Raw genomic sequence first — 25566 nt, 5'->3', positions numbered from 1 at the left:
TTAAGGAATCAAAGGTGATTCGCCTTGTCCAGTGGGCCGCGGCAAAAAGATTTAAAATTGCTGAAATTCGTCTGGCGCGCGGGTCAGGCGAGCGTCCTTTCGACGATATCGCGCAGGTCGGCCGACAGGTCGTCCGAGCCGGCAATCCGTTGCAAGGCCTCGCGTGCCTTCGCGCGGCGAACCGGCTCCAGCGAGCGCCACGAGCGCAGTGCGGTCGCCAGGCGGGCGGCAAGCTGCGGGTTGCGCGGTTCGATCTCGAGAACAACACCTGCGAAGAAATCGTAACCGGCTCCGTCCGGCCGGTTGAAGGCGGTCTGGTTGGCCGTCGCGAATGTCCCGATCAGCGCCCTGACGCGGTTCGGATTGCTCATGGTGAAGCCGGGATGGCGGGTGAGCGTCTTCACCTTGTCGAGTGTCGCAGCGCCTGGCGCGGTCGCCTGGATCATCAGCCACTTGTCCATCGTCAGCGGGTTCGCGCCATGGCGCTCCTCGAACGCCGCGAGCGCCGCCTTGGCCTCGTTCGTCTCGCCATGCCGGTGCACCAGCACCGTCAGGGCGGCCGCCCGGTCGGTCATGTTGGTTGCATCGACGAAATGGCGGCTGGCCAGTTCGGCGCCGCCGGGGAGGGGCGCCAGGTAGTCGAGCAGCGTGTTACGAAGCGCGCGCCGTCCGGCGCTTGCGGCGTCCGGGCGGAAACGCCCCTGGAACGCGAGTGCGGCGTAATGTTCGCGGAACGCCGCTTCGTTCGATTGCGCGATCATCCGGGCCAGCGCCTCGCGGCGTTCGAATATGGCGTCGGGATCGATGTCCCTGGCCATCTCGCGGGCGATGTCGGCTTCGCCCGGCAGCGCGAGCGCCAGTGCGCGGAACGCGTGTTCGAGGGAGGCGTCCCCGGCGATGACGCCGGCGAGATCCGCCAGTTTTGCGGCAAAGGCCGCCTGTTTTCGAGCGGCGACCAGCGCGTCGGTGAGCAGCGAGTTGTACGCCTGCCAGCGCGAGAAGGCGTCGCTGTCGTGCCGCGCGAGGAAGAACAGGTCCTCGGGCTTCTGCTCCACCGTCAGCGTGATCGGCGCCGAGAAGCCGCGGTTGAGCGACAGCGCGGGGCGTTCGGCGATGCCGGCGAAGCGGACGACATGGCGGCGCTTCCTGACGTGGATCACGCCGTTTTCGACGTCGGCGCCCTCGACCGGCCCGTGTTCGAAATCCTTGCCGTCGCGGCCGACGAGGCCGAAGGCGAGCGGGATGTGCATCATGCGCTTGCGCGCCTCGGACGGCGTCGGCGGGACCGATTGTTCGATCTCGACGACGAATTCGCGTTTCGCCGCATCGTGTGCGGTCGAGATGCTGAGATTGGGGGTTCCCGCCTGATGGTACCAGAGCGCGAACTGCTGGAGGTCGCGGCCCGATGCGTCCTCGAACGCCTTCAGGAAATCCTCGATGGTCGCGGCCTGGCCGTCATGACGCTGGAAATAGAGGTCCATGCCCTGCCGGAAGCCCTCCGGGCCGAGGATGGTGCGGATCATCCGCACGACCTCGGATCCCTTTTCGTAGACCGTCGCCGTGTAGAAGTTGTTGATCTCGCGGTAGCGCCTTGGCCGCACCGGGTGCGCCAGCGGGCCCTGGTCCTCCGGGAACTGATGCGCCCGCAGCGTGCGCACCTCGGCGATGCGCTTCACCGGCCGCGAGCGCTGGTCGGCGGAGAACTCATGGTCGCGGAAAACCGTCAGGCCTTCCTTGAGGCAAAGCTGGAACCAGTCTCGGCAAGTGATTCTATTGCCTGTCCAATTGTGGAAATATTCATGCGCGATGATGGCCTCGATATTGGCGAAGTCCGCATCTGTGGCGGTCTCTTCGTCGGCAAGCACGTACTTGTCGTTGAAGATGTTGAGGCCCTTGTTCTCCATGGCGCCCATGTTGAAGTCGGAAACGGCGACGATGTTGAAGACATCGAGGTCGTATTCGCAGCCATAAACCTCCTCGTCCCACCGCATCGAGCGCTTCAGGGCGTCCATCGCGTAGGCGGCGAACGGTTCCTTGCCGTGCTCGACATAGATGCCGAGTTCTACCCTGCGGCCGGACGCCGTGGTGAACATGTCGTGCATCGCGCCGAGGTCGCCGGCGACCAGCGCAAAGAGGTAGGAGGGCTTGGGGAAGGGATCGTGCCAGACGGCGAAATGCCAGCCGTCGGCGAGTTCGCCGGTTTCCTGCCGGTTGCCGTTGGACAGGAGCAGCGGCGCTTCGCGCTTCGGGGCCTCGATGCGCACCGTATAGACAGACAGGATGTCCGGCCGGTCGAGGAAATAGGTGATGCGGCGAAAACCTTCCGCCTCGCATTGCGTGCAATAGGCGCCGTTGGTGCGGAAAAGGCCCATGAGCGCGGAATTGGCTGACGGCGATACCTCGGTTTCCAGCCTGAGCCTGAATGTCGGCGCGTCCGGCGGGGAGGCGACGATCAACTGGTCCGGCGTCGCCTGGTAGGCGGATGCAGGCAGCAGTGCACCGTCGATGGAGATCGCCTTGAGAACGAGGTCGTCGCCGTCGAGGATGAGCGGCGAATGCCGGTCGGCGCCCGGCCGCCGCGCAATCGTCAGGTCGGCCGTCACCACCGTCGCGTCGGGATGCAGCCTGAACGTCAGGCTGGTTTTCGGGATCAGGTAGTCGCTCGGGCGATAGTCCTCGAGGCGGAAAACCTGGCCGGTATCTGTGCGCATCTTCTGGCGTTCCCGTCGTCGCGCCGCCGGAGTTGCTGGCGGGCAATATGATGTCGACCGGTCTTTACATGATCGCCCACTCTCGACAAAACTGAAACGCGGCCTATTTCAGGCACGCACCTCAATCAGTTCCGCGAGGCTTATATGACGGTCGCCACGCCGAAATTCGGGATGGGCGCTTCGGTGTTGCGCCTGGAAGACGCCGCCTTCGTGCAGGGCAACGGGCGCTACACCGACGATATCGCGCCGGATGGCGTGCTGCACGGCTATGTGCTGCGCTCGCCCTTTGCGAATGCCCGCTTCACGGTCGGGTCGGTCGAGGCGGCCGTTTCGGCTCCCGGCGTCCGGCTTGTTCTGACGGGATCGGATCTCGGCCATCTGCGCGACCTTCGCGGAAAGGCCCCGCGCCAGCCCGACGGGAGCCGCGTGCAGACCCGCGACATTCCGATACTGTGCCGCGACCAGGTCCATTATGTCGGCGACGCCGTGGCCTTCATCGTCGCGGACACGCGCGCTGAGGCACAGGATGCCGCCGACCTGATCGAGGTGGACTATGACGGGCTTGACGCGGCCGCCAGGACCGAGGACGCCCTCGCTCCCGATGCCGCGCTGGTTTGGCCCGAACTCGGAACCAACCGCGCGTTCACCTACCGGCACGGCGATCGCGACAAGACCGCCACCGCCTTTGCCCGCGCCGCGACGGTCACGCGCATCGAATTCCGCAATAACCGCCTCGTCTCCAACTATGTCGAGCCGCGCTCGGCCATTGCCGAATGGAACGCCGGCGAGGACCGCTTCGTGCTCACCGCCTGCTCGCAGGGTGTGCACTCGCTGCAGAAGATCCTCGCTCGGACCTTCGGCATCGAGAAGAAGAAGCTGCGCGTGCTGACGCCGGATGTCGGCGGCGGTTTCGGCACCAAGATCTTCGTCTACCGGGAATACGCCCTGGTCATGGAGGCCGCCCGGCGCCTCGGTCGGCCGGTCAAGTGGACGAGCGACCGCAACGAGCATTTCCTCACCGACGCGCAGGGGCGCGACAATGTCGCGTCGGCCGAGATGGCGATGGACGGCGACGGACGCTTCCTCGGGCTGAAGGTCGATCTGGTCGCCAACATGGGCGCCTACCTGTCGCAGTACGGCGCGGAGATCCCCTATACGGGAACCACCATGTCGACCGGCGTCTACGACATCCCGGCGCTCGACGTCGAAATCGCCGGCGTCTACACCAACACCTGTCCCATCGACGCCTATCGCGGCGCCGGCCGTCCCGAGGCTGCGTTCCTGGTCGAGAAGCTTGTCGATGCTTGCGCGCGCGACATGGGCCTCGGCCGCGACGAGATCCGCCGGCGCAACTTCATCCGGCCTGACCAGTTCCCTTACCGCACCCAGGCCGGGCGTCTCTACGATGTCGGCGAGTTCGACGGCCACATGACGCTGGCGATGGAACGCGCCGGATGGACCGACTTCGAGACCCGCCTCGAGACTTCCAGGCGGGCGGGCAAGATCCGCGGCATCGGCCTCGCGACCTACATCGAGGCCTGCGCCTTTCCGGGTTCCGAACCGGCCTTCGTCGAATTGAACGGCGACGGGACCGTGACCCTGAAGATCGGCACGCAGACGACGGGGCAGGGCCATGCGACCGCCTATGCGCAGCTTGTCTCAGACAAGCTCGGCCTGCCGGTCGACAGGATTGTCCTGCGCCAGGGCGACACCGACGACCTCGACGACGGCGAGGGCACGGGCGGCTCGCGTTCCATCCCGCTCGGTGGGGTTTCGGCGGTACGCGCAGGCGAGGCGCTCGCCGAAAAGATCCGCAGAATTGCAGCCGACGAACTGGAAGCATCGCCGCTCGATATCGAACTGCGCGACGGCGCGGCCAGGATCGTCGGCACCGACCGTTCGCTGAGCTTCGTCGAGGTCGCCAAGGCCGCCAGGAAGCCGGACGATCTGCTGGCCATGGGCGAGTTCGTCCAGGACGAGGCGACCTATCCCAACGGGACGCATGTCTGCGAGGTCGAGATCGACCCCGAAACCGGGGCCACCGAGATCGTCGGCTACACGATCGTCGACGATTTCGGGGTGACGGTTAACCCGGTCCTTCTCGCCGGGCAGGTGCATGGCGGGGTGGCGCAGGGCATCGGGCAGGCGCTTTGCGAGGATGCGGTCTACGGCGACGATGGTCAGCTGTTGACGGCGAGCTTCATGGACTACGCGGTTCCGCGCGCCGACAGCGTGCCGTTCTTCTCCTTCGAGACGCGCAACGTTCCGTCCACCACCAATGCCATGGGCATCAAGGGCGCGGGCGAGGCAGGCACGATCGGCGCCGCGCCGGCGACCATCAATGCAGTCACCGACGCGCTGTGGCGGGCCTACGGCATCGACCATATCGAAATGCCGGCGACACCTGCGCGCGTGTGGGCGGCGATCCACGCGGCCCCGGGAAATTGAGCCAGGCGCACGGCCCAGCGTCCAACCCGCTGATCGGCATCGGGCTGAAGGTGGCGTCGGTCGCCATCTTCGTGGCCATGGCATCCTTCATCAAGGCGTCCGGCCAACTGCCTGCCGGCCAGATCGTCTTCTACCGGTCGTTCTTCGCGCTGCTTCCGGTGCTGCTCTATCTCGGCTACCGCGGCGACCTGCGCGCCGCCGTGCAGACGCAACGTCCCTTTGGGCACCTGGTGCGCGGCGTCGTCGGCGTCAGCGCCATGGGGCTCGGTTTCTTCGCGCTGACCCGCCTGCCGCTGCCCGAGGCGGTCACCCTCAACTACGCTCAGCCGCTCCTGGTCATCGTCTTCAGCGCGATCTTCCTGGGCGAGACGATCCGCGCCTATCGCTGGAGCGCGGTCGTCGTCGGCATGATCGGCGTCCTCATCGTCTCGTGGCCGAAGCTGTCGCTGTTCGGCGGGGAGGCGATCGAGAACGCAGAGCTTTTGGGCGTCGCGGCGGCGCTGGGCGCCGCATCCCTGTCTGCCGTCGTCATGCTGCAGATTCGGAGCCTCGTGCGCACCGAGAAAAGCGCGGTCATCGTCATCTGGTTCTCGCTGACCGCGAGCCTTGCCGGCCTCTTGACGATTCCGTTCGGTTGGGCGGATCTCGACGCCTGGCAGGTCACGCTGCTTGTATCGGCCGGCATTTGCGGGGGCATCGCACAGATCCTGATGACAGAGGCTTACCGCCACGCCGAGGCGTCGACCGTCGCCCCGTTCGAATACACGTCGATCATCCTTGCCATCCTGATCGGCTACCTCGCCTTCGGGGAAAGGCCGACGATCCACATCGTGGTCGGCGGCGCGATCGTCATCGGCGCGGGCATCTTCATCGTCTGGCGCGAGCGCCAGCTCGGCATCGAGCGGCGCAGGGCGCGCCAGGCATCGACGCCCCAGTGAGGCGAGGCTCTGCCGGCCCTAGGTGGCGCCTTGCCGGGCGCCGACCGCCTTGCGCAGTGCCGTCGCGGTTTGTTGGTCGGCCGGGAAGAACGACTCGATCGCCAGTTCCGACAGGGTGACGTCGAGCGGCGTCCCGAAGATGGTCGTCGTGCTGATGAAGGTCAGCACCTCGTTGCCGCTGCGCAGGATCAGCGGATGCACGATCCCCGCCGAGACTTCGGTGTGCGCGGGTTGGGTTCGCGGGCCGGCCGGGTACGACGCAAGTTCCCGCTCCAGGTCGGCGAGGAACGGATCGCCTGAGGCGTCGAGCTGGCGCTTGAGGCGGTCGAGCAGGTGAAGCCTCCATTCATGCCGGTTGACGACGCGCGGCGCGAGCCCCGCGGGATGCAGGCTGAGCCTGAGCACGTTGACCGGCGGCTTCAGCAGGCCGGGGTCGGCGATGTCGGCCAGTAGCGGCGCGATGGCGGCGTTGGCATCGACCATGTGCCAGTGGCGGTCGATCGCGATGGCCGGGTTGGGCTCATGCCCCTTGAGGACGTGGCGGATCGCCTCGCGCGCGGCGTCGAGCGAGGGATCGTCGAGCCTGCGCTCGCCGTAGCGCGGCGCGAAGCCGGCGGCGAGAAGCAGGTGGTTGCGCTCGCGCAATGGAATGTCGAGCTGCTGCGCCAGCCGCAGTACCATCTCGCGCGACGGTTTGGCGCGGCCGCTTTCGAGAAAGCTCAGATGGCGCTGCGAGATTTCCGCTTCGCCGGCCAGGTCGAGCTGACTCATGCGCCTTCTCTGGCGCCACTGGCGCAGCAGGTCCCCGGCGGTTGTTTCGGTCATCAGCATGTCCCGGACGTTAGGCGAGGTGAGAAATCGCTTCTATTACCTGGCGCATAATCGCAATCAAATTCGGATGCGGCGATCCTTCGGCCATCCCGGCACGAGGCCGGACGAACCGAAAGGAAAATCGCCATGTCCGTCACGCTCAATCCGTTTCTTCGCCAGGTCCTGTTCGCCGACGCGGCCGTCAGCGGCGCGGCCGCTTTGCTGATGGCCGCCGGTGCACCGTTCCTGTCGCCTCTCCTTGGCCTTCCGTCCGGCCTCCTCTTCTGGGCGGGCATGGTGCTCATCCCCTTTGTCGCGACGCTTCTGGTGGTGGCGCGGCGCGGCCGTGCGCCAGGCTTCCTGCTGGTCGACATCGTTGCGCTCAACGCCTTGTGGGTCGCGGCGAGCTTCGGCGTCCTGGTCACCGCGGCGGTGGAGCCGACCCTGCTTGGCTTTGCCTTCGTGACCGCGCAGGCGCTGGTGGTGGCGCTGTTCGGCTGGCTGCAGTTCAGCGGCCTTCGCCGGCAAACGGCGCAAGCCTAGCCGCGCAGGTCGCGCAGCTTCGCGTTGACCTCAAGGAAATCCCGCCACGCGAGTTTCTTGTGGGCGGGATTTCTCAGCAGATAGGCGGGATGAAGCGTCGGCATGGCCGGGATCGTCCTCCCCGACGCCGTCGCATGGCTCTTCCAGTTGCCGCGCAGCCTCAGGATGCCCTCCTTGGCGTGCAGGAGCGTCTTTGCCGACGGACCGCCCAGCGTGACCAGCAGCTTCGGATTGACCAGCTCGATCTGCCGCTCGATGAAGGGCCGGCAGATCTCCGTCTCCTGCGGCGTCGGCGTGCGGTTTCCCGGCGGTCGCCAGGGGATGACGTTCGCGATGTAGGCCGACCGGCGGTCGAGCCCGATCGCCGCCAGCATGCGGTCCAGCAACTGGCCCGAACGGCCGACGAAGGGCAGGCCCTCCAGGTCCTCGTCGCGGCCGGGAGCTTCGCCCACCAGCATGATGTCGGCCTCGGGGTTGCCGTCCGCGAAGACCAGGTTCTTGGCGGTGAACTTCAGGTTGCAGCCGTCGAATTCCGCCATCTGTCCGTGCAGGTCCTCGAGCGTCGTCGCCGACGACGCACGCTGGCGGGCGAGGGCGACCTGCGCCTCGTCCGGCACGGCGACCGGCGCGCGTGGCGCGGCCGGCGGCGGGGGGGCGCCTAGCCCCGGCTCTGGCGAACGGGCGCGCGGGCGTTCGGCGGCTCGCCCGGTCGGGGCGGCGTCGGTCGCGCGGGCCGTGAACCGGTCAACCGGCTCCTCGACGAGCGCGGCATCGACGCCGGCCTCCGCGTAGAATGCGAGCAGTTCGCGGATGCCGGGGTGGCCCTGTTGGTTCTGAAATTCCATCGCCGGACATTCGTCCGGCGCCGCCGCATTTGCAAGGTCACGACGATGGAATGCGGGGGTCCTGCACCAGATAGAACTCCCAGCGCGGCGTGAAGTCGGTGACGAAGAAGTTGAACGAACCGGTGTCGAGATGGTCGATCTTGCCGTTGCGGAACAACAGCCGATCATAGGGTTCGAAGGCCCGGCTGTGCTCGCTGAAACTCTCCGACCAGATGTTGGTGCCGTCCGTGCGGCGCTGGTCGAAGGACAGCCCGTCGCCGAAGATGCTGGCCCTGCCGAGCTGCTCCTGCAGTTCGAATTCGAACTCGATCCAGGGCAGCTTGCTGTTGTTGAGGACCTCGAGGCGCATGTGCAGGAAGCCGCTGGCATATAGGCCCGAATAGTCGAAGGTCCGGATCGGCTTGATGGTGCGGATGACCATGGTTACCGGCGACGCCGAGAGGATTTCCTCCTGGATGACGATCGGGTCGTCCTTGGTTCCCTTGCCGGATGCTCCCGTGATGCGGAATCCGCCGAGCTCGTCGGAAAAGCTGTAGGCGCCGGCCTCCCAGGGACCGGGCTTGTCCTGCGCGGCCGCCCCGGCGGCGAGGAGAGCAAGTGCGGCGCTTGCCGCGGCGCCGGCCATTCCGCGGCGCAGGTGATGAAGTCGCAGCAACACGGACCGGAAAAGCTCGGCTTGCGGCATCGCGGCAGTATGGACGAGAAGGATGCGGCGGAACACTCCAAAAGCGGCTCCAGACAGTTCCACGCCGCTTCCGAATGGGCTAAGTAGCCCGCAAGCCGGCAAAACGGCGGACCCGAGCCAGCCCGAGCAAGCCGATGTGGGGAGCATGATGAGCGAAATCGAACGCGAGAGCATGGAGTTCGACGTGGTGATCGTCGGCGCCGGTCCGGCGGGCCTCTCGGCGGCGATCAGGCTGAAGCAGCTGAACCCCGAGCTTAGCGTCGTGGTGCTCGAAAAGGGTGCCGAGGTCGGCGCGCACATCCTTTCCGGCGCGGTGGTCGACCCGATCGGTATCGACCGTCTGCTGCCCGGCTGGCGCGACGAGGCGGATCATCCCTTCAAGTCGCCCGTCACCGACGACCACTTCCTGTTCCTGACGACCGCCGGATCGCTGAAGCTGCCGAACTTCATGATGCCGCCGCTGATGAACAACCACGGCAACTTCATCGTCTCGCTCGGCAATGTCTGCCGCTGGCTTGCCGGCAAGGCGGAAGCCCTCGGCGTCGAGATATATCCGGGCTTCGCCGCCGCCGGCCTCATCTACGACGACGCCGGCGCGGTTGCCGGCGTCTACACCGGCGACATGGGCGTCGAGCGCGACGGCACGCATGGGCCGAACTACGCGCCGGGCATGGCGCTGATGGGCAAATATGTGCTGATCGGCGAAGGCGCGCGCGGCTCGCTGGCAAAGCAGCTGATCGCCAAATTCGGCCTTTCCGACGGCCGCGAGCCCGGAAAATTCGGGCTCGGTCTGAAGGAACTCTGGCAGGTCAAGCCGGAGAACCACCGGCCTGGCCTGGTGCAGCACTCCTTCGGCTGGCCGCTCGACATGAAGACAGGCGGCGGCTCCTTCCTCTACCATCTCGAGGACAACCAGGTGGCGGTCGGCTTCGTGATGCACCTCAACTACCGCAACCCGTGGCTCTCGCCTTTCGAGGAGTTCCAGCGCTTCAAGACGCATCCGGCGATCCGCGGCACGTTCGAAGGGGCGAAGCGCCTTTCCTACGGCGCGCGCGCCATCACCGAGGGCGGCTGGCAGTCGGTGCCGAAGCTGTCCTTCCCCGGCGGCGCGCTGCTGGGCTGCTCGGCGGGCTTCGTCAACGTGCCGCGCATCAAGGGTTCGCACAACGCGGTACTGTCCGGCATGCTGGCGGCCGAGCATGTCGCCGAGGCGATCGCCGGCGGCCGCGCCAACGACGAACTTGATGCCTACGAGGCAGCCTGGCGCGACAGCGACATCGGCAGGGACCTGAAGAAGGTGCGCAACGTGAAGCCGCTGTGGTCGCGCTTCGGCACGGCGCTGGGCATCGGGCTCGGCGGCTTCGACATGTGGATGAACACGCTGTTCGGCGTGTCGCTGTTCGGCACGTTGAAGCACGGCAAGCCCGACTACGCGACGCTTGATCCCGCGTCGGAACACGAGAAGATCGCCTATCCCAAGCCCGACGGCGTGCTGACCTTTGATCGGCTGTCCTCGGTGTTCCTGTCGAACACCAACCACGAGGAAGACCAGCCCGTGCATCTGCAGGTGAAGGACATGACCCTGCAGCAGCGTTCCGAGCATGACGTCTTCGCCGGCCCGTCGACGCGCTACTGCCCGGCCGGCGTCTACGAATGGGTCGATGCGGACGGCAATTCGGCGTCCGACCCCTCGGCAAAGGACGTGCGCTTCGTCATCAACGCGCAGAACTGCGTCCACTGCAAGACGTGCGACATCAAGGATCCGAACCAGAACATCAACTGGGTGCCGCCGCAGGGCGGCGAGGGGCCGGTCTATCCGAACATGTGAGGCCGGCCGCCGGGCGCTCCCGGCAAGGCCTCAGTACAACGGCGCCTGCGCCAGAGAGGCGGTCGCCGTCCTGGGCGCATCGTCGTCTTCGGGTTCGGCCGGCTTCAGAGAAAATTCGACCAGCACCGGCAGGTGGTCCGAGCCGACGGCGTCGCGCGTCTCGACCGAGTGGACGATCACGTCGCCCTTGGCGAAGATCCGGTCGATCGGCAGTCCCGCGAAGCGCAGGAACGCCGGCAGCTTGCGGTAGAGCCAGGTCGGGCCGTCGGGCCCGACGGGAACCATGGCCGCGGCGGCGGCGACCCGCGCCGAGGCTGCGCTCCATGGCGTCGCATTGAGGTCCCCGGCCAGGATCGACGTGTCCGCCAGCCGGCCGAGCAACGGCGTCAGGTCGCCGATCTGGTCGGCCTGGTCTGAGGGCCACGGCCAATGCAGGTGCAGCGCGGCGATTTCGACGAAGCGGCCGCCGAGATCGATGGTCGCGGTCGCGAACGTGCCGCCTTCGAGGCACGTTCCCTCGACGCCGTCGGCAAACGGCCTCAGCGAAAGGATCGCCACGCCGCCGGCGTGGTTGTCGATCCTGCAGATCACGCGGTAGGGGTAGCTGCCGGCGAGCAGGTCGAGCTTTTTCGCCCACATCGGCGACACTTCGTTGAGCGTCAGCACGTCCGGCCGCGTCCGCCCGATCAGCGACAGGACCTGGCCCGGCTCGGGATTGTCATAGCGCAGGTTGAGATGCATCAGCCGGTAGACGGGGCTCGTCTCGTCCTTTGGTCCGTGCGACGCCTGCACCGAAAACGGCAGCCCGGTCACGTTCACGATGGCCCACGCGCCAAGCGCTGCCGACAGCACGCCGTTCCATCTGAAGCCGCGCGCGGCGACGAGCGGCACGGCCGTGACGATCAGCGCCGCCGCGAGATGGATCCGGAAATGGGCCAGCGAATCGAGGGCGGGATGCACCTGCCCGAAGAAGCCGCCGACCAGCGCCAGCGCCAGAACGGTCGACGCTGCGAATGCGATCAGGGCGACCGGTCGATACATGCGCTTGCTGTCCATGCCCGCCTTGTTGGGCAGGATTGCGGCCCATTCAAGATGCTGGCGGCTCTACTGGAACGCGGTTTCTGCGAAGCTGCGCAGCTTGCGCGAATGCAGCCGTTCCTTCGGCATTTCCGACAGCCGTTCCATGGCGCGTATGCCGATCGTCAGGTGCTGGGCCACCTGCCGCTTGTAGAACTCCGACGCCATGCCCGGCAGCTTGAGCTCGCCGTGCAGCGGCTTGTCCGAGACGCAGAGCAGCGTTCCGTACGGCACGCGGAAGCGGAACCCGTTCGCCGCGATCGTCGCCGATTCCATGTCGAGGGCGATGGCGCGGCTCTGCGACAGCCGCTGCACCGGCCCGCGCTGGTCGCGCAGTTCCCAGTTGCGGTTGTCGATCGTCGCGACCGTGCCCGTGCGCATGACGCGCTTGAGGTCGTAGCCCGAAAGCCCGGTGACCTCGGCGACCGCCTCCTCGAGCGCGACCTGAACCTCGGCCAGCGCTGGGATCGGCACCCACACCGGCAGGTCGTCGTCGAGCACGTGGTCCTCGCGCACATAGGCGTGGGCGAGGACATAGTCGCCCAGAGCCTGCGTGTTGCGAAGGCCGGCGCAGTGTCCAAGCATCAGCCAGGCATGCGGCCGCAGCACCGCGATATGGTCGGTGATGGTCTTGGCGTTGGACGGGCCGACGCCGATGTTGACCATGGTGATGCCTTCGTGCCCGGCCTTCTTGAGGTGATAGGCCGGCATCTGCGGCAGGCGGCCGAGCGTGGGTCCGTCGCCCGGCGCGGCGTGTCCGGCGAGGGTGACGATGTTTCCGGGCTCGACGAAGGCGTCGTAGCCGCCCCCGCCGTTCGCCATCAGTTCGCGCGCGTAGACGCAGAACTCGTCGATGTAGAACTGGTAGTTGGTGAAGAGCACGAAGTTCTGGAAATGGTTCGGCGTGGTCGCAGTGTAGTGCGAAAGCCGGTGCAGCGAATAGTCGATGCGCTGCGCGGTGAACGGCGCCAGCGGCCTCGCTTCGCCCGGCAGCACCTCGAACGTGCCGTTGGCGATGTGATCGTCGGTTCCGTCGAGGTCCGGCACGTCGAACAGGTCGCGGATGGGGCGCTGGATGCGGTCCGCGATCGCACCGTCGACATGGGTTCCTTCGAGGAAGGCGAAATGGAGGGGGATCGGCACCGGCGATTCCGCGACGACCACGGGCACGCCGTGGTTGCGCATGATCAGCTTGAGCTGCTCGATCAGGTAGCTCTCGAACAGGTCGGGCCGGGTGATGGTCGTGGTGAAATGCCCGGGCGTCGGCATGTGCCCGTAGGCCTGGCGGGAATCGATCTGGCTGTAGGAAGAGGTGGTGACGCCGATTTCGGGGTAGAAGGCGCGGTAGCGCCTGTTGGGGTCCGCGCCGCGCGCCAGGGCTGAGAAGGAGTCGCGCAGGAACCGCGTGTTGCGGTCATAAAGGTGCTTCAGGGCGGCGACCGCCTCGGCGGCGTCGGTGTAGCTCTTGCGCCCGACCGGTTCGGGCGAAACGACTGATTCGATGGGTTCGGGATAGATTCGCTTTTCCATGACCCACTATAAGGGGCGTTTGCGACGCTGGGGAGACGTCGCCCAAACTTTAGGCAGCGCTGGTCCAATCACGCCCTCTGCAGGCTGACCATCAGCACGAAGCCGGCGCCTGTCTTTTTCAGCGAGGGCGCCTCGATGGTCGTCTGGTCCGCGGCGCGCAGGCCGGGCACCGCCATCAGCGGAGCGCAGAGCGCCAGCATGACGATCAAGGCTCGTGGCAGCAGGCGCAGGTAGGTTGCGGTCTCGGTGCGGGCGCGGTTCATGATCTTCATTCGCTTTCGTGTCGGTGCAGCTTGTGTCAGTCGTCGTTTGCCGTGCGGCAGAACGCGATGCCGCCAAGGCAGGAGGCGGCGCCGGCCGCAAGGTGTTGCCGCGTATTGCGGCCCGCATCCGCGACGAGAATGGCGAAGGCCATTCCGAAGAGCGTCACGAGCAGGCAGACGATGGTGAAGCGGCGAGCGAGCATTTCCGTCTCCTTGTATGAGCGGACAATGCCGCAATGCGGCTGAACGGCCTCTGAGACCGTCGTTCATGTGAGGTTCAAATTTATTGACGCCGCCGCGGGGTTGGCTGCGCTTGCGCTTCGGCGTCCGGAACCTATCTGCGGTACTGACCCGCAGCGGAGAAATCAGATGACCAAGCAGACGAAGCCGATCGAACTCTACTACTGGCCGACACCGAACGGCTGGAAGGTGACGATCATGCTGGAGGAGCTCGGCGTTCCCTACGAGGTCAGATACGTCAACATCGGCAAGGGCGAGCAGTTCGAACCGTCATTCCTCAAGATCGCGCCGAACAACCGCATGCCGGCCATCGTCGACCCCGAAGGGCCGGGCGGCGAGCCGATCTCGGTGTTCGAGTCCGGTGCCATCCTGCAGTATCTCGGCCGCAAGTTCGGCAGGTTTTACCCGACGGACGAGCGCACGCGCGTCGAGGTCGAGGAATGGCTGTTCTGGCAGGTGGGCGGGCTCGGGCCGATGGCCGGGCAGGCGCACCACTTCCGCCAGTACGCGCCCGAGAAGGTGCCTTATGCGGTCGATCGCTACACCAACGAGGTGAACCGGCTCTATGGCGTGATGAACAAGCGCCTTGCCGAACGCGCGTTCCTGGCGGGCGACTATTCGATCGCCGACATGGCCGCGATCGGCTGGGTCAAGCCGTACCAGAACCAGGGCCAGGACCTCGATGACTTTCCGCACCTGAAGCGCTGGTTCGAGGCCTTGCTTGCAAGGCCTGCGGTCGAGCGCGCGCTGGTGGTCGGGCAGGAGCACCGCCGCAACCTCGCCGACGACAAGGAAGCCCAGAAGGTCCTGTTCGGCCAGCGGGCGCGGGCCTAGGCTACATCCGGTTCCAGTTCTGCGACTGGCAGATGAGGCCGCCGAGCACGCAGCCGCTCATCTTCAGGATGCCGCCCGCGATCGACGCCTTGCCCTTGTAGGTCTTGTCGTTCGCGGGATCGGTGATCGTCCCGGTGTAGCCGCTCCCCGAGGCGGCCATCGTCCCGATCTGCTTGCCGCTGTGGGTGCCGCTGATGAGCTTGATGCAGAAGCCGCTGCCGCACGCGCTGATGCGGGCGGTGCTGCCGGCCTCGGTCTTCCAGTTCCCTTCGATCGGATCGGCGCAGGCTAGGCCGGTTGCCGCGATCATGGCCAAGCCGGCCAGGCTCAATCTGCGAAACATGGTGTCCTCCCTGGACGCACGCGCATCGCGTAGCGGATCGACGTTATGCCAAGGCGGGCCAAAGCGGAAGCGGCCGCTTTTTCGTCTCCAACGCGCCGCGTGGTTATCAAAGACTTGCGTCGACGCCGGCGCATTTTCATCAAAGTCTTGGAGAATCCGCGCAATGCCGCGGGTCTCTATCCTTAATGATTTCCGCCGTTTACCGCTCGTTTGAACTTTGTTTGTTTCAAATTAAGCACACCGCTTAACGGCGGATTCAAGCGTGCGCCGCCATCCTCGAAAGCATCGGAAGAGCAGCCCCGGGGACACCGAAAGGAGCTGCTCCCAGGAGCGAGACAGGGGATTGAAATGGCACGCTTTGAAATGCTTGAGCAGGGTTTCGGCATCATGGGCGCGACGGCCCAGGCGGACATCCTTTTCGAACTGGGCATGATGTATGCGACCGGCCGCGACTGCGACGCCGATATCGTTGCCGCCCACAAATGGTTCAACATCGCCGCGATCAAGGGTTCCGCCCGCGCCGCCGAACTGCGCTCGGAACTCTCGGGGTCCATGTCCAAGAGCGACATCGCCCAGGCGCTGCGCGAAGCCCGCGAGTGGATGACGACGCACTGATCTTCAAGGTGAAGGCAGACGCCCGCCGCCACGGAGGGCGTCCGGACAAGACGCGAAAAATCGCGCTGTGACGACAGGGTAGGGCGACGTGCGGGTGTGGGGATGCCCGCACGAAACCAACAAAGGCCGCGACCGGGCGAAGACCCGGCGCGGCCTTTGTCGTTGACCCGACATCCGGTTGGTCCAGCCGGGCAATTGGCTTGGAAGGCGCGGCCGGTCGGGATAGGTTCGCGCCGCCGAACACGTCGGCATCGCTAAGGAGAATTCCATGAAATCCAGGATATTTGCGGGCGTCGCCGCAATCGGCTTGACGCTGGGCGCACAGGGCGCCTTCGCGCAGGAAGACATCGTGATCGCCGTCGCCGGACCGATCACCGGGCAGCTCGCCACCATCGGCGACCAGTTCAAGATCGGCGCACAGGCCGCGGCCGACGCGATCAACGCCGCCGGCGGCGTCAACGGCCGCCAGATCAAGCTTTCGATCCAGGACGACGTCTGCGATCCGAAGCAGGCCGTTTCCGTGGCCAACCGCATCGCCGCCGACGGCATCAAGTTCGTCGACGGCCATGCCTGCTCCGGTTCGAGCATTCCGGCCTCCGCGGTCTACGCGGAATCGGGCATCCTGATGATGAGCCCGGCTTCCTCCAACCCGCTGATGACCGACGACGCGGCTGCCAACGGCTGGTCGACGATCATGCGCCTCTACACGCGCGACGACGCGCAGGGCGCCTTCATCGGTCCGTGGATCGCCGAGAAGTACAAGGGCAAGAACGTCGTCATCCTGCATGACAAAAGCGCCTACGGCCAGGGCGTCGCCGATGCGGTCAAGGCCACGATGAACGCGGCCGGCCTCAACGAGGTGATGTATGAGGGCATCAACGCCGGCGACAAGGACTATTCGGTCCTGGTCACCAAGATGAAGGACCGCAAGGCCGACGTCGTCTACTTCGGGGGTTATCACCCCGAGGCGGGCCTCATCCTGCGCCAGTCGGCCGAACAGGCCTTCAAGTTCCAGCTGATCATGCCCGACAGCATCGCGTCGCCCGAGTTCTGGCAGGTTGCCGGTCCGGCCGCCGAGGGCACCATGTTCGTGTTCCCGTCGGACCCGCAGTCGAAGCCGGAAGCCAAGGAAGCAGTCGAGAAGATCAAGGCCGGCGGCTTCATCCCCGAGGGCTTCACGCTGTTCTCCTATGCGGTGATCCAGGCGATCGCGCAGGGCATCGAGCGCGCCGGCACCGACGACCCGATCAAGGTCGCCGAGGCGCTGAAGGACGGAACGCCGGTCGACACCGTCGTCGGTTCGATCGCCTTCGACGAGAAGGGCGACATCAAGGACGCGACCTACGACATCAACCAGTGGCATGACGGAAACTACGCGCCGATCGCGCAGTAGCCGCCAGTTCGACGATGTGGAAAGGCCGGGCTTGCCCGGCCTTTTTCATTGGGAGCCGGCCGTTTCGAAGGTGACGAGAACGGCGCCTTCCGAGATCTGTGCGCCCGCCGCGGCGATTTCAGCCACGACGCCGTCATGCGGGGCGGTGATCGTATGTTCCATCTTCATGGCCTCGAGCACCAGCAGCGGCTGCCCCTTCGCGACCGTGTCGCCGATCGCCGCCCGTACGATCTTGACCAGGCCGGGCATCGGCGCCCGCATTCCGGCGGACGGGGCGTCGGTTCGCGCAGTCCCGTCGAAGGGATCAGGCAGGACGAAGTCGAAGGCCGATCCCTCTGCAAAAACAGTGACATGGCCAGGCCAGCGAATCGTTTTCGGCAGGTCTTGGTCGCGGACCGTTCGCGCCGTCGCTTCGCCATCGATCTGGATCCGGCGTCGTCCGTCCGTCGCGGTCGCGATCGTGGCGACGATGTTGCGCTCGCCGACACGCAACGTCGCGAGCCGCTCGAGCGGATGGAAATGCGCGTAGCCGGAAAGAGTGGACCAGGGGTCGTCGTCGGGGACGCCGTTTTCGAAGCCGGCGGCGGCGAGCAGGGCTGCCGCCAGCACGTCCGACGACGGTTCCGGCCGCGCGGCGAGCGCGTCCTGCCGGCGCGCGACCAGGCCGGTATCGACCGCGCCGGACGCAAAATCGGGATCGCGCGACAGCGCCGCCAGGAAACCGAGGTTGGTTACCGCACCCGCGATCTCGATGGAATTGAGGGACTCGCCGAGGGCGTCCAGCGCGGCCGTACGGTCGTCCGCGGAGACGACGAGCTTCGCGATCATCGGGTCGTAGAAGGGCGATATCGTATCGCCGGCCCGGACGCCGGTTTCGACGCGCAGGCGTGGCCCCGCTTCCGGGAAGGCCAGATGGTGCAGCGTTCCGGTCGCCGGCAGAAAGTCGCGCGCGGCGTCTTCGGCGTAGATGCGCGCTTCGAACGCATGGCCGGTGCAACTTATCTCAGCCTGCGTCCTCGGCAGCGTCTCGCCTGCGGCGACGCGCAATTGCCATTCGACGAGATCAACGCCGGTGATCATCTCGGTGACGGGATGCTCGACCTGCAGCCTTGTGTTCATTTCCATGAACCAGAACCGGTCTGGCCGCAGCCCGTCTGATGCATCGGCAATGAATTCGATGGTGCCCGCGCCCGAATAGTGGACTGCCTTGGCGGCCCTCACGGCGGCGTCCGTCATGGCCTCGCGCATCGCGTCGGTCATGCCGGGAGCGGGGGCCTCCTCGATGATCTTCTGATGCCGGCGCTGCGTCGAGCAGTCGCGTTCAAACAGGTGGACGACGTTGCCGAAGCCGTCGCCGAACACCTGGACCTCGATGTGCCGGGGCCGGTCGACGTATTTCTCGACCAGCACGCGGTCGTCGCCGAACGCGGCCTTCGCCTCGCGCCGCGCGGCGGACAGTGCGTCCGGCAGGTCGTCCGGGCTTTCGACCCGGCGCATGCCCCTGCCGCCGCCGCCGGCTCGCGCCTTGATCAGCACGGGATAGCCGATCTCGCGCGCCTTGCCGGCCAGCAGAACGAGTTCCTGGCCTTCGCCATGATAGCCCGGCACGACGGGGACGCCGGCCCGTTCCATCTGCCGCTTGGCCGCGTCCTTCAGGCCCATGGCGCGGATCGACGCGGACGAGGGACCGATGAAGACGAGGCCGGCCGCCGTCACCTGGTCGACGAAATCAGGGTTTTCCGACAGGAAGCCGTAGCCAGGATGCACCGCATCGGCGCGCGCATTGATGGCCGCGGCCACGATGCGATCGCCGCGCAGATAGCTTTCACTGGCCGGCGCCGGGCCGATATTGACGGCCTCGTCCGCCATTTCGACATGCAGAGCGCCCGCGTCGGCATCGGAATAGACGGCGACGGTCGCGACGCCCTGGCGGCGTGCCGTGCGGATGATGCGGCAGGCGATTTCGCCGCGGTTGGCGATCAGGATCTTCTTGAACATGCCGGTCGGTCTATGCCTGCGCGGCGCGCATGGCCGCACCGTCCGATAGCCTCGACGTTCGGTCCGTCGCCTTCCCGCAGGTGCCGTCGGTCGTCACCCGGTCGTACCGGAAGAAGCCGGATGCCATGTCGTCCTCCTTCTGGCGATTTCCGTATTGTAGGCGTCGTGGCACTGCCGTGCAATTTGCCGGTTGCGCGGTCCTGGAGCAAATATCTGGGCCTTCGGCAAAGGTTCCGGCGCTCGTGCGACCTGTTGTGGATGTGCAACGATTCAGATTCAAATGCGGGCGCGGGTGCCCGTTCGTCTGGCAATTCGCTCGACTGCGCGGAGCATTGTTGTAGAAGTGCTACCGAACTTCGCCACTTCAGGGAGTGGCGAATGAGTGGTCCGGCAAGGGGTGATTGACCGGATTTAGCTCGACAGTTTCTGTTCCGGGAGGGGTCCCGGGGGACGACCGAAGACGCCGGCCTTGTGCCGGCGTCTTTGTTTTTCGCAGCTCAGTCCGCGGCCTTCAGTTCGACCGCCTCGACGCCCGCCGCGACGTTGATGCCGGCCTCGCCTTCGACCGCCAGCGGTTGCAGCGAAAACGCTTTGCCGGTTCCGCCGACCAGCACGTCCGCGCCCAGCCCGAGGCCCGCAGCCACCGAAGCGTCCACCCCGCCATACTTGCCGGCGAGCAGGCCTGTGCCGGCGGGCGGCGTGGTTGCGACGACGCCCCAGACGAGATGGCCTTCCTTCACCATGCCGATTTCGACGCCGTACTGGTGAATGATGCCCGTGTAGTTTTCGGTCGTTCCGTCGTTATGCGTGAAGACGCAGGTCATCGACTGCTTGCGGGTGATGATTTCGCCGATGGCGCGCGACGTATCGCATTTGAGGATGCCGACCTGCGCGTTGGACCATGCCGGCCCGGCCAACGACAGGGCGAGCGCTGCGCCGGCAAACAGCGAGATGCGATGCGGTGTCGAAGCAGGTGTCATGCTCGTTCCTCCTCGGTTGCGGTCACAGGGCCATAGCTGTAGCGCCGAAGCGCCCGGCTAGCCAGCGGCCGGCGCTCTCCCCCGCGTTCAGGCCGGCGGGATGAAGGGCTGGCTGATTTCGCGGAACACCGGCAGCGCCTCCAGCCGCTCGCAATGGGCACGGAGTTCCGGATAGTCCTGCATCGCCACGACGTCGGGCAGCGCCTCCGTCGTGTGGCGGATGGCGCAGGCCACCGCGACGTCGGCATGGCCGATGGCGTCGCCGAACCACCAGGCGGACTGTCTTTCCGCCCGGTCTTCCTCGAGCATGGCAAGCGCGCCGGAAATCTGCGACCGGCATCGATCGGCCCAGAGCGCGGAGATCTCCTTGTGGAGCACCCGTTCGTAGAAGAGGCTGACGCCCTTGTCGGCAAGGCCGGTGGCCAGACCGGCAACCCTGAAGGCGCGGTGTCGGTCCGGCTCCGCGGCCGGCCACAGCGAGCGCTCCGCCGGAACCGCGCTTTCCAGGTGGGCGAGGATCAGATGGCTGTCGACCAGCACGTCCAGGTCGTCGAGGACCAGCACGGGAACACGCATCAGCGGGCTGAGCGGCCGGATCCTCGCCGCATCGGAAAACACCGACCACGGCCGGTGTTCGAAAGGCAGGCCGTACAGCCGGAGCGCGATGCCGACGCGACGCACGAACGAGGAATCGTACTGGCCGATGAGGATCATGGCGTGTCGGGCTCCAAATGCCCGACAGTGTCATGCCGCCGCGCCGCACGGCAAGGCCCTGCCGCGCGGCTGCTGACAGCCGCCCCTCAGGTGGGCCGGCGGTTCTAGGCGGGCGTCACGCCTGGTCGCCGGACATCCCGGTGATGACGCGCTCGACCTCCTCGACCGTGGATTTCTTCGGGTCGATGCCGTCGGCGACGACCTTGCCGCGGCGCATGACGACGATGCGGTCCACCACCTGGAAGACATGATGGATGTTGTGCGCGATGAAGATGCAGGAATGGCCTGAATCGCGGGCGCCGCGCACGAAGGAGAGAACGCCTTGCGTCTCGGCGACGCCCAGATTGTTCGTCGGTTCGTCGAGAATGATCAGGTCGCTGTCGAAATGCATGGCGCGGGCGATGGCGACGGCCTGCCGTTCGCCACCCGACAGCGATCCGATCGGGGTGGTGGGCGGAATATTCTTGGTGATGCCGACCTGCCGCAGCAGGTCGCGCGCCACCGCGTTCATTGCCTCCTGGTCCATGCGGTTCATGAAGCGCGGGCCTTTCAGCGGCTCGCGTCCCAGGAACAGGTTGCGCGCGATCGACAGTTGCGTGACCAGCGCGGAATCCTGGTAGATCGTCTCGATACCCTGTTCGATGGCATCGCTTGTGTTGCGAAGGTCGACCTTCTTGCCGCGGATAAAGATGTCGCCGCCGGTCAGTGGGACGGCGCCCGACAGCACCTTGATGAGGGTCGACTTGCCGGCGCCGTTGTCGCCCAGGAGACCGACGATCTCTCGCTCGTTGACGTGGAAGTTGGCGCCGTCCAGCGCCTGTACGCGCCCGTAGGACTTGCGGATGTTCACCATGCGGATCAGGGGCTCGGACATGGTCATGTTCCTGCCTGGTGGCGGCGCTCGAGCCAGGAATGCAGCGCCATCATGCCGAGGATGATCGCTCCGATGAAGATGTTGTAGGCCAGCCCCGGCACGCCGATCATGATGATGCCGTTGCGCATCACGCGCAGGATCAGGATGCCGAGCACCGTCCCGATGATGGTGCCGCGGCCGCCCATCAGCGCCGTGCCGCCGATCACCACCATGGCGATGACTTCGAGTTCGTAGCCGGTGCCGCTGTTCGGGTTGGCGGATGCCGTGCGGATCGAACTGATGACGCCGGCCAGCGCCGCCATCGCCGAGGACAGCATGAACAGGCCGATCTTGACGCGGTTGACCTTGACGCCGCGCGCCGAGGCGGCGCCGGGATTGCCGCCCGACGCCTGGATCCAGTTGCCGATCCGGCTTTGCGTCAGCAGGTAGCCGAGCGCGGCGACCGCCAGGATGAACCAGAACAAAGACATGTAGATGCGGAAGGGGCCGATCATGAAGTCGCCGACCAGCGCTTCGGCAAGCCAGCTTCCCTCGGCGCTCCATGTCCGCTGCGGAAAGCCGTCGGTGATGAAGAGCGCGCTGCCGCGCACGACGAGCAGCATGCCGAGCGTGACCAGGAAGGACGGGATCTTCAGGCGCGTCACGAAGAAGCCGTTCACGTAGCCGATGAGAGCCGCGACCACGAGAGCCGTGATGAAACCCACTTCCAGCGAGGTGAGCCCGGCGTTGAACAGCGTCCACATCAGGACCGGCGAGAAGCCGAAGACCGAGCCGACCGAGAGATCGAACTCTCCTGATGTCATCAGCAGCGTCATGGCGAGCGCGATCAGGCCTAGCTCGACGGTGAAGGCCAGCGTGTTGGAGATGTTCTGCGGCGAGAGGAAATTGTGGTTGATCGACTGAAAGACCACGATCTCAAGCATGAGAAGCACGAAGGGGCCGAATTCCGGCCTGGCGATCAGACGCTGCAGGAGTGTGCGATTTTCCACGTAAACCCGTTTTCTGGTTTGCGTTGTTCAATGCGCTCGGCGCTTCCGAGCGGCTGCGCGGGAGCCGGCGGGAAGCGTCCGCGGCGGATGTCGCCGCGGACGCGGAGCAGTGTTACTTGCCCGACAGGATGTCGTCGTAGACCTGCGCGGTATCCTTCTCGTAGAGCGCGCCGGTGATGACGTCGAACCCGGCCGGAACGCCGCCGGCTTCCATCGCCGCCAGCGACAGGGCGACGTAACTGGTCGCCTGCGGGTCCTGCCACTGCGCCGCGTTGACGTAGCCGGTCAGCACTTCCTGGGTGGTGTCCAGCGAGTTGCCCCAGCCGACGACGGGGATTTCGCCGGGCTTCACGCCGACCTGGTCGAACACGCGCTTGATCGAGCCGGTGACGAGGTCGCCGAGGCCGATGATCGCCTTGATCTTGTCGCGGTTGGCGGTGAGGTAGTCGACCATGCGGTTGATGACCTCGGCCTGGTCGAGGGTCGCGTCGGTCACCTCGTAGTTGATGCCGAGCGGCTCGAACACGCTCTTGATGCCTTCCTCTTCCTGCACGCCGTAGGTGGCGCCGGGGATCTCGACCGGCATCCAGACGAAGTCGCCGGACTTCACCAGCCCCTTGTCGACCAGATACTGGGCCCAGCCACGGCCGAACACCACGTTGTTGCCGCCGACATAGGCGTCGAAGCTGGCGGTCGGGTCGGGAGTATTGAAGTTGATGATCGGAATGTTGGCGGCGTTCGCCTCCTTGGCGACCTCGACCAGGCTGCCCGGATCTGGGCTGGTCGTGGTGATGCCGTCCGCCTTGGCGGCGATTGCCGCGCGCACCGCTTCCTGGTGGGCGGCGACGTCGCCGTTGTGGAACGAGGTGTTCACCGTATTGCCGGTGTCGGCTTCCCACTGCTTCGCCCCGGCGAGGAAGTAGGTCCACACGGGGTCGGCGGGGCTGCCGTGCGAAATCCAGTAGTAGGTCTTGCCGGCGGCCTCGGCCGACAGCGGCATCGTCAGCGCCAGCGCGGCGCCGGCGACCAACATCTTCAACGTCTTCAGCATATGACTTCCTCCCGTTTAGACGCATGAACCGTCTCCGGGCGTCGCGTTCGCCGCGGCGCCCGGGTTCATTCCTCTCGCCGTCCGGGGCGGATGCGAAGGCGCATCTTCTTTTCTTCCCGGGCAGCGAACCTCCGGATGGGATCGTAGCCACGGTGCGGGCGACGACCATCAAAGGTTACATCAGATTGCATCAGATCGGGGAAATTCCCTGCCCGGCAGGCTTCACATCCGCCAGACGCCGACCCTGGTTTCGGGAATCGGCGCATTGAGTGCGGCCGACAGCGACAACGCCAGCACCTCGCGCGACTTCGCGGGGTCGATGATGCCGTCGTCCCAGAGCCGTGCCGAGGAATAGAGCGGGTGGCCTTCGCGCTCGTACTTCTCCAGGATCGGCGCGCGGAACGCGGCCTCTTCCTCGGCCGGCCAGACGCCCCCCCTGCGTTCGATGCCCTCGCGCTTGACCAGAGCCAGCACGGTGGCAGCCTGCTCGCCGCCCATCACCGAGATGCGGGCGTTCGGCCACATCCACAGGAAGCGCGGGGAGAAGGCGCGCCCGCACATGCCGTAGTTGCCTGCGCCGAAAGACCCGCCGATGATCATCGTGACTTTCGGCACCTGCGCGGTCGCGACGGCGGTGACGAGCTTCGCGCCGTCCCTGGCGATGCCGCCCTGCTCGTACTTCTTGCCGACCATGAAGCCGGTGATGTTCTGCAGGAAGACGAGCGGGATCTTGCGCTGGCAGCACAGTTCGATGAAATGCGCGCCCTTCAGCGCCGACTCCGAGAACAGCACGCCGTTGTTGGCGATGACGCCGACCGGCATGCCCATCAGATGCGCGAAGCCGGTCACCAGCGTGACACCGTAGTTGGCCTTGAACTCGTCGAGTTCGGACCCGTCGACGATGCGCGCGATGATCTCGCGCACGTCATAGGGCTTTCGAGTGTCCTCGGGGACGATGCCGTAGACCTCGTCCGCCGCGTGAAGCGGCGGAATCGGTTTCTTGAGATCGAGCTCTATCTCCTTCTTCCGATTCAGGTTCTTGACGATACGGCGGACGATCGCCAGCGCATGGGCGTCGTCTTCGGCGAGGTGGTCGGCGACGCCTGAAAGCCGCGTATGCACATCGGCGCCGCCGAGTTCCTCGGCGGTGACGTCCTCGCCGGTGGCGGCCTTCACCAACGGCGGTCCGCCAAGGAAGATGGTTCCCTGGTTCCTGACGATGACGCTCTCGTCGGACATCGCCGGCACATAGGCGCCGCCCGCCGTGCATGAGCCCATCACACAGGCGATCTGCGGGATGCCGGCAGCGGACATGGTGGCCTGGTTGAAGAAGATGCGGCCAAAGTGCTCGCGGTCGGGAAACACCTCGTCCTGGTTCGGCAGGTTGGCGCCGCCAGAGTCGACAAGATAGACGCACGGCAGATTGTTCTGCAGCGCGATTTCCTGCGCGCGCAGGTGCTTCTTCACGGTGAGCGGATAGTAGGTGCCGCCCTTAACGGTGGCGTCGTTGACGACGACCATCACCTCGCGTCCCGAGACGCGCCCGACGCCGGCGACGAGGCCAGCTGACGAAATGGCATCGTCATACAGGCCCCAAGCCGCGAACTGGCCGATCTCGAGAAACGCCGAGCCGGGGTCGAGCAGCTGGGCAAGGCGCTGGCGCGGCAGGAGTTTTCCGCGCGCCGTGTGGCGCTCGCGCGCCTCGTCGGAACCGCCGCGCTCGACGATCGTCGCCTTGGCGGAGATGTCGGCGACCAGCGCCTTCATGCGCTCCGCATTCGCACGAAATGCATCGGATGCGGGGGAGATGGCGGACTGGATGACGGGCATGCCGGCGCTTCCGCTGGTTTCACTGTG

The 25566-nt window shown here is 66.1% G+C and carries 23 protein-coding genes; 7 read left to right on the top strand and 16 right to left on the bottom strand.

The features are described from left to right. Positions 1-83: 83 nt before the first annotated feature. The gene (gene pepN / locus ABUE31_RS12400; protein WP_367723909.1) at positions 84-2711 is read right to left on the bottom strand and encodes an aminopeptidase N; all 2628 of its coding nucleotides are present in this window, start codon (positions 2709-2711) and stop codon (positions 84-86) included. A 144-nt stretch (positions 2712-2855) separates the two neighbouring features. On the opposite strand from pepN, the gene ABUE31_RS12395 reads away from it, so the two are divergent. Beyond that, positions 2856-5159: a xanthine dehydrogenase family protein molybdopterin-binding subunit gene (locus tag ABUE31_RS12395; protein ID WP_367723908.1), complete on the top strand. Its 2304-nt coding sequence runs from the start codon at positions 2856-2858 to the stop codon at positions 5157-5159. Next, a complete protein-coding gene (locus ABUE31_RS12390) occupies positions 5156-6097 on the top strand; it encodes a DMT family transporter (RefSeq protein ID WP_367723907.1) in 942 nt (313 codons plus the stop codon). The genes ABUE31_RS12395 and ABUE31_RS12390 overlap by 4 nt, the downstream gene beginning before the upstream one ends. Before the next feature lie 18 nt (positions 6098-6115). Here the strand turns inward: ABUE31_RS12390 and ABUE31_RS12385 are convergent, their stop codons facing one another. Beyond that, positions 6116-6928 carry an MmyB family transcriptional regulator gene (locus ABUE31_RS12385; protein ID WP_367723906.1) on the bottom strand — a complete coding sequence of 271 codons (813 nt, stop codon included), beginning with the start codon at positions 6926-6928 and terminating at the stop codon, positions 6116-6118. A gap of 126 nt (positions 6929-7054) precedes the next feature. Here ABUE31_RS12385 and ABUE31_RS12380 point away from each other — a divergent pair, with 126 nt between their 5' ends. Next, positions 7055-7450, top strand: a complete 396-nt coding sequence (locus ABUE31_RS12380) for a hypothetical protein (RefSeq protein ID WP_367723905.1) — start codon at positions 7055-7057, stop codon at positions 7448-7450. Here the strand turns inward: ABUE31_RS12380 and ABUE31_RS12375 are convergent. Further along, positions 7447-8295, bottom strand: coding sequence for a uracil-DNA glycosylase (locus ABUE31_RS12375; protein ID WP_367723904.1), 849 nt, complete (start codon positions 8293-8295; stop codon positions 7447-7449). The genes ABUE31_RS12380 and ABUE31_RS12375 overlap by 4 nt on opposite strands. Before the next feature lie 37 nt (positions 8296-8332). Next, positions 8333-8920 (bottom strand): hypothetical protein, encoded by a 588-nt coding sequence (locus ABUE31_RS12370; protein ID WP_367724171.1) that lies wholly within the window; start codon positions 8918-8920, stop codon positions 8333-8335. A 208-nt stretch (positions 8921-9128) separates the two neighbouring features. On the opposite strand from ABUE31_RS12370, the gene ABUE31_RS12365 reads away from it, so the two are divergent. Further along, positions 9129-10808 carry an electron transfer flavoprotein-ubiquinone oxidoreductase gene (locus ABUE31_RS12365; protein ID WP_367723903.1) on the top strand — a complete coding sequence of 560 codons (1680 nt, stop codon included), beginning with the start codon at positions 9129-9131 and terminating at the stop codon, positions 10806-10808. A 30-nt stretch (positions 10809-10838) separates the two neighbouring features. On the opposite strand, the gene ABUE31_RS12360 is transcribed toward ABUE31_RS12365, so the two are convergent. The 4 genes from ABUE31_RS12360 to ABUE31_RS12345 all read right to left on the bottom strand — a co-directional run bounded on the left by ABUE31_RS12360 (position 10839) and on the right by ABUE31_RS12345 (position 13881). Next, positions 10839-11849 carry an endonuclease/exonuclease/phosphatase family protein gene (locus ABUE31_RS12360; protein WP_367723902.1) on the bottom strand — a complete coding sequence of 337 codons (1011 nt, stop codon included), beginning with the start codon at positions 11847-11849 and terminating at the stop codon, positions 10839-10841. A gap of 63 nt (positions 11850-11912) precedes the next feature. Beyond that, on the bottom strand, positions 11913-13415 hold the full coding sequence (locus ABUE31_RS12355) for an AMP nucleosidase (protein ID WP_367723901.1): 1503 nt from the start codon (positions 13413-13415) through the stop codon (positions 11913-11915). A gap of 68 nt (positions 13416-13483) precedes the next feature. Next, entirely contained in the window at positions 13484-13687 is a 204-nt protein-coding gene (locus ABUE31_RS12350) for a hypothetical protein (protein WP_437344114.1), read from the bottom strand. A 26-nt stretch (positions 13688-13713) separates the two neighbouring features. Further along, positions 13714-13881: a hypothetical protein gene (locus tag ABUE31_RS12345; protein WP_367723900.1), complete on the bottom strand. Its 168-nt coding sequence runs from the start codon at positions 13879-13881 to the stop codon at positions 13714-13716. A 166-nt stretch (positions 13882-14047) separates the two neighbouring features. Here ABUE31_RS12345 and ABUE31_RS12340 point away from each other — a divergent pair, with 166 nt between their 5' ends. Further along, positions 14048-14752, top strand: coding sequence for a glutathione S-transferase N-terminal domain-containing protein (locus tag ABUE31_RS12340; protein WP_367723899.1), 705 nt, complete (start codon positions 14048-14050; stop codon positions 14750-14752). Position 14753: 1 nt separating this feature from the next. On the opposite strand, the gene ABUE31_RS12335 is transcribed toward ABUE31_RS12340, so the two are convergent. Continuing rightward, positions 14754-15095, bottom strand: a complete 342-nt coding sequence (locus ABUE31_RS12335) for a DUF2147 domain-containing protein (protein WP_367723898.1) — start codon at positions 15093-15095, stop codon at positions 14754-14756. Positions 15096-15443: 348 nt separating this feature from the next. Between ABUE31_RS12335 and ABUE31_RS12330 the strand changes: the two genes are divergently transcribed. Together ABUE31_RS12330 and ABUE31_RS12325 are read left to right on the top strand one after the other, a co-directional pair. Further along, positions 15444-15710 (top strand): SEL1-like repeat protein, encoded by a 267-nt coding sequence (locus ABUE31_RS12330; RefSeq protein WP_367723897.1) that lies wholly within the window; start codon positions 15444-15446, stop codon positions 15708-15710. A gap of 268 nt (positions 15711-15978) precedes the next feature. Next, on the top strand, positions 15979-17103 hold the full coding sequence (locus ABUE31_RS12325; RefSeq protein ID WP_367723896.1) for an ABC transporter substrate-binding protein: 1125 nt from the start codon (positions 15979-15981) through the stop codon (positions 17101-17103). Between the two features lie 45 nt (positions 17104-17148). Here ABUE31_RS12325 and ABUE31_RS12320 read toward each other — a convergent pair whose 3' ends face one another. The 7 genes from ABUE31_RS12320 to ABUE31_RS12290 all read right to left on the bottom strand — a co-directional run bounded on the left by ABUE31_RS12320 (position 17149) and on the right by ABUE31_RS12290 (position 25539). Then, positions 17149-19101 carry an acetyl/propionyl/methylcrotonyl-CoA carboxylase subunit alpha gene (locus tag ABUE31_RS12320; RefSeq protein WP_367723895.1) on the bottom strand — a complete coding sequence of 651 codons (1953 nt, stop codon included), beginning with the start codon at positions 19099-19101 and terminating at the stop codon, positions 17149-17151. A 497-nt stretch (positions 19102-19598) separates the two neighbouring features. Next, positions 19599-20081: a DUF992 domain-containing protein gene (locus tag ABUE31_RS12315; protein ID WP_367723894.1), complete on the bottom strand. Its 483-nt coding sequence runs from the start codon at positions 20079-20081 to the stop codon at positions 19599-19601. An 87-nt stretch (positions 20082-20168) separates the two neighbouring features. Continuing rightward, positions 20169-20795 carry a glutathione S-transferase family protein gene (locus tag ABUE31_RS12310; protein WP_367723893.1) on the bottom strand — a complete coding sequence of 209 codons (627 nt, stop codon included), beginning with the start codon at positions 20793-20795 and terminating at the stop codon, positions 20169-20171. A gap of 115 nt (positions 20796-20910) precedes the next feature. After that, complete coding sequence (locus ABUE31_RS12305; protein ID WP_367723892.1) at positions 20911-21669, bottom strand: ATP-binding cassette domain-containing protein; 759 nt, start codon at positions 21667-21669, stop codon at positions 20911-20913. Between the two features lie 2 nt (positions 21670-21671). Continuing rightward, positions 21672-22658, bottom strand: coding sequence for an ABC transporter permease (locus ABUE31_RS12300; RefSeq protein WP_367723891.1), 987 nt, complete (start codon positions 22656-22658; stop codon positions 21672-21674). A 112-nt stretch (positions 22659-22770) separates the two neighbouring features. Then, the gene (locus ABUE31_RS12295) at positions 22771-23709 is read right to left on the bottom strand and encodes a substrate-binding domain-containing protein (protein ID WP_367723890.1); all 939 of its coding nucleotides are present in this window, start codon (positions 23707-23709) and stop codon (positions 22771-22773) included. A 222-nt stretch (positions 23710-23931) separates the two neighbouring features. Beyond that, on the bottom strand, positions 23932-25539 hold the full coding sequence (locus ABUE31_RS12290) for a carboxyl transferase domain-containing protein (protein ID WP_367723889.1): 1608 nt from the start codon (positions 25537-25539) through the stop codon (positions 23932-23934). Positions 25540-25566 lie beyond the last annotated feature (27 nt).

The sequence above is a fragment of the Mesorhizobium marinum genome, assembly GCF_040813675.1.
Lineage (GTDB): Bacteria > Pseudomonadota > Alphaproteobacteria > Rhizobiales > Rhizobiaceae > Mesorhizobium_K > Mesorhizobium_K marinum.
Note: the sequence above shows the minus strand (reverse complement) of the source record. Positions and strands in the feature narration are given on the sequence as shown.

Bases quoted from the DNA above. Each gene is read 5' to 3' on its own strand.
- ABUE31_RS12360 (WP_367723902.1), bottom strand. From the start codon at position 11,849: ATGTATCGACCGGTCGCCCTGATCGCATTCGCAGCGTCGACCGTTCTG.
- pepN (WP_367723909.1), bottom strand. From the start codon at position 2,711: ATGCGCACAGATACCGGCCAGGTTTTCCGCCTCGAGGACTATCGCCCG.
- ABUE31_RS12380 (WP_367723905.1), top strand. From the start codon at position 7,055: ATGTCCGTCACGCTCAATCCGTTTCTTCGCCAGGTCCTGTTCGCCGAC.
- ABUE31_RS12350 (WP_437344114.1), bottom strand. From the start codon at position 13,687: ATGAAGATCATGAACCGCGCCCGCACCGAGACCGCAACCTACCTGCGC.
- ABUE31_RS12375 (WP_367723904.1), bottom strand. From the start codon at position 8,295: ATGGAATTTCAGAACCAACAGGGCCACCCCGGCATCCGCGAACTGCTC.
- ABUE31_RS12305 (WP_367723892.1), bottom strand. From the start codon at position 21,669: ATGTCCGAGCCCCTGATCCGCATGGTGAACATCCGCAAGTCCTACGGG.
- ABUE31_RS12395 (WP_367723908.1), top strand. From the start codon at position 2,856: ATGACGGTCGCCACGCCGAAATTCGGGATGGGCGCTTCGGTGTTGCGC.
- ABUE31_RS12335 (WP_367723898.1), bottom strand. From the start codon at position 15,095: ATGTTTCGCAGATTGAGCCTGGCCGGCTTGGCCATGATCGCGGCAACC.
- ABUE31_RS12340 (WP_367723899.1), top strand. From the start codon at position 14,048: ATGACCAAGCAGACGAAGCCGATCGAACTCTACTACTGGCCGACACCG.
- ABUE31_RS12385 (WP_367723906.1), bottom strand. From the start codon at position 6,928: ATGCTGATGACCGAAACAACCGCCGGGGACCTGCTGCGCCAGTGGCGC.
- ABUE31_RS12310 (WP_367723893.1), bottom strand. From the start codon at position 20,795: ATGATCCTCATCGGCCAGTACGATTCCTCGTTCGTGCGTCGCGTCGGC.
- ABUE31_RS12295 (WP_367723890.1), bottom strand. From the start codon at position 23,709: ATGCTGAAGACGTTGAAGATGTTGGTCGCCGGCGCCGCGCTGGCGCTG.
- ABUE31_RS12320 (WP_367723895.1), bottom strand. From the start codon at position 19,101: ATGTTCAAGAAGATCCTGATCGCCAACCGCGGCGAAATCGCCTGCCGC.
- ABUE31_RS12370 (WP_367724171.1), bottom strand. From the start codon at position 8,920: ATGGCCGGCGCCGCGGCAAGCGCCGCACTTGCTCTCCTCGCCGCCGGG.
- ABUE31_RS12315 (WP_367723894.1), bottom strand. From the start codon at position 20,081: ATGACACCTGCTTCGACACCGCATCGCATCTCGCTGTTTGCCGGCGCA.
- ABUE31_RS12290 (WP_367723889.1), bottom strand. From the start codon at position 25,539: ATGCCCGTCATCCAGTCCGCCATCTCCCCCGCATCCGATGCATTTCGT.
- ABUE31_RS12325 (WP_367723896.1), top strand. From the start codon at position 15,979: ATGAAATCCAGGATATTTGCGGGCGTCGCCGCAATCGGCTTGACGCTG.
- ABUE31_RS12330 (WP_367723897.1), top strand. From the start codon at position 15,444: ATGGCACGCTTTGAAATGCTTGAGCAGGGTTTCGGCATCATGGGCGCG.
- ABUE31_RS12355 (WP_367723901.1), bottom strand. From the start codon at position 13,415: ATGGAAAAGCGAATCTATCCCGAACCCATCGAATCAGTCGTTTCGCCC.
- ABUE31_RS12365 (WP_367723903.1), top strand. From the start codon at position 9,129: ATGAGCGAAATCGAACGCGAGAGCATGGAGTTCGACGTGGTGATCGTC.
- ABUE31_RS12345 (WP_367723900.1), bottom strand. From the start codon at position 13,881: ATGCTCGCTCGCCGCTTCACCATCGTCTGCCTGCTCGTGACGCTCTTC.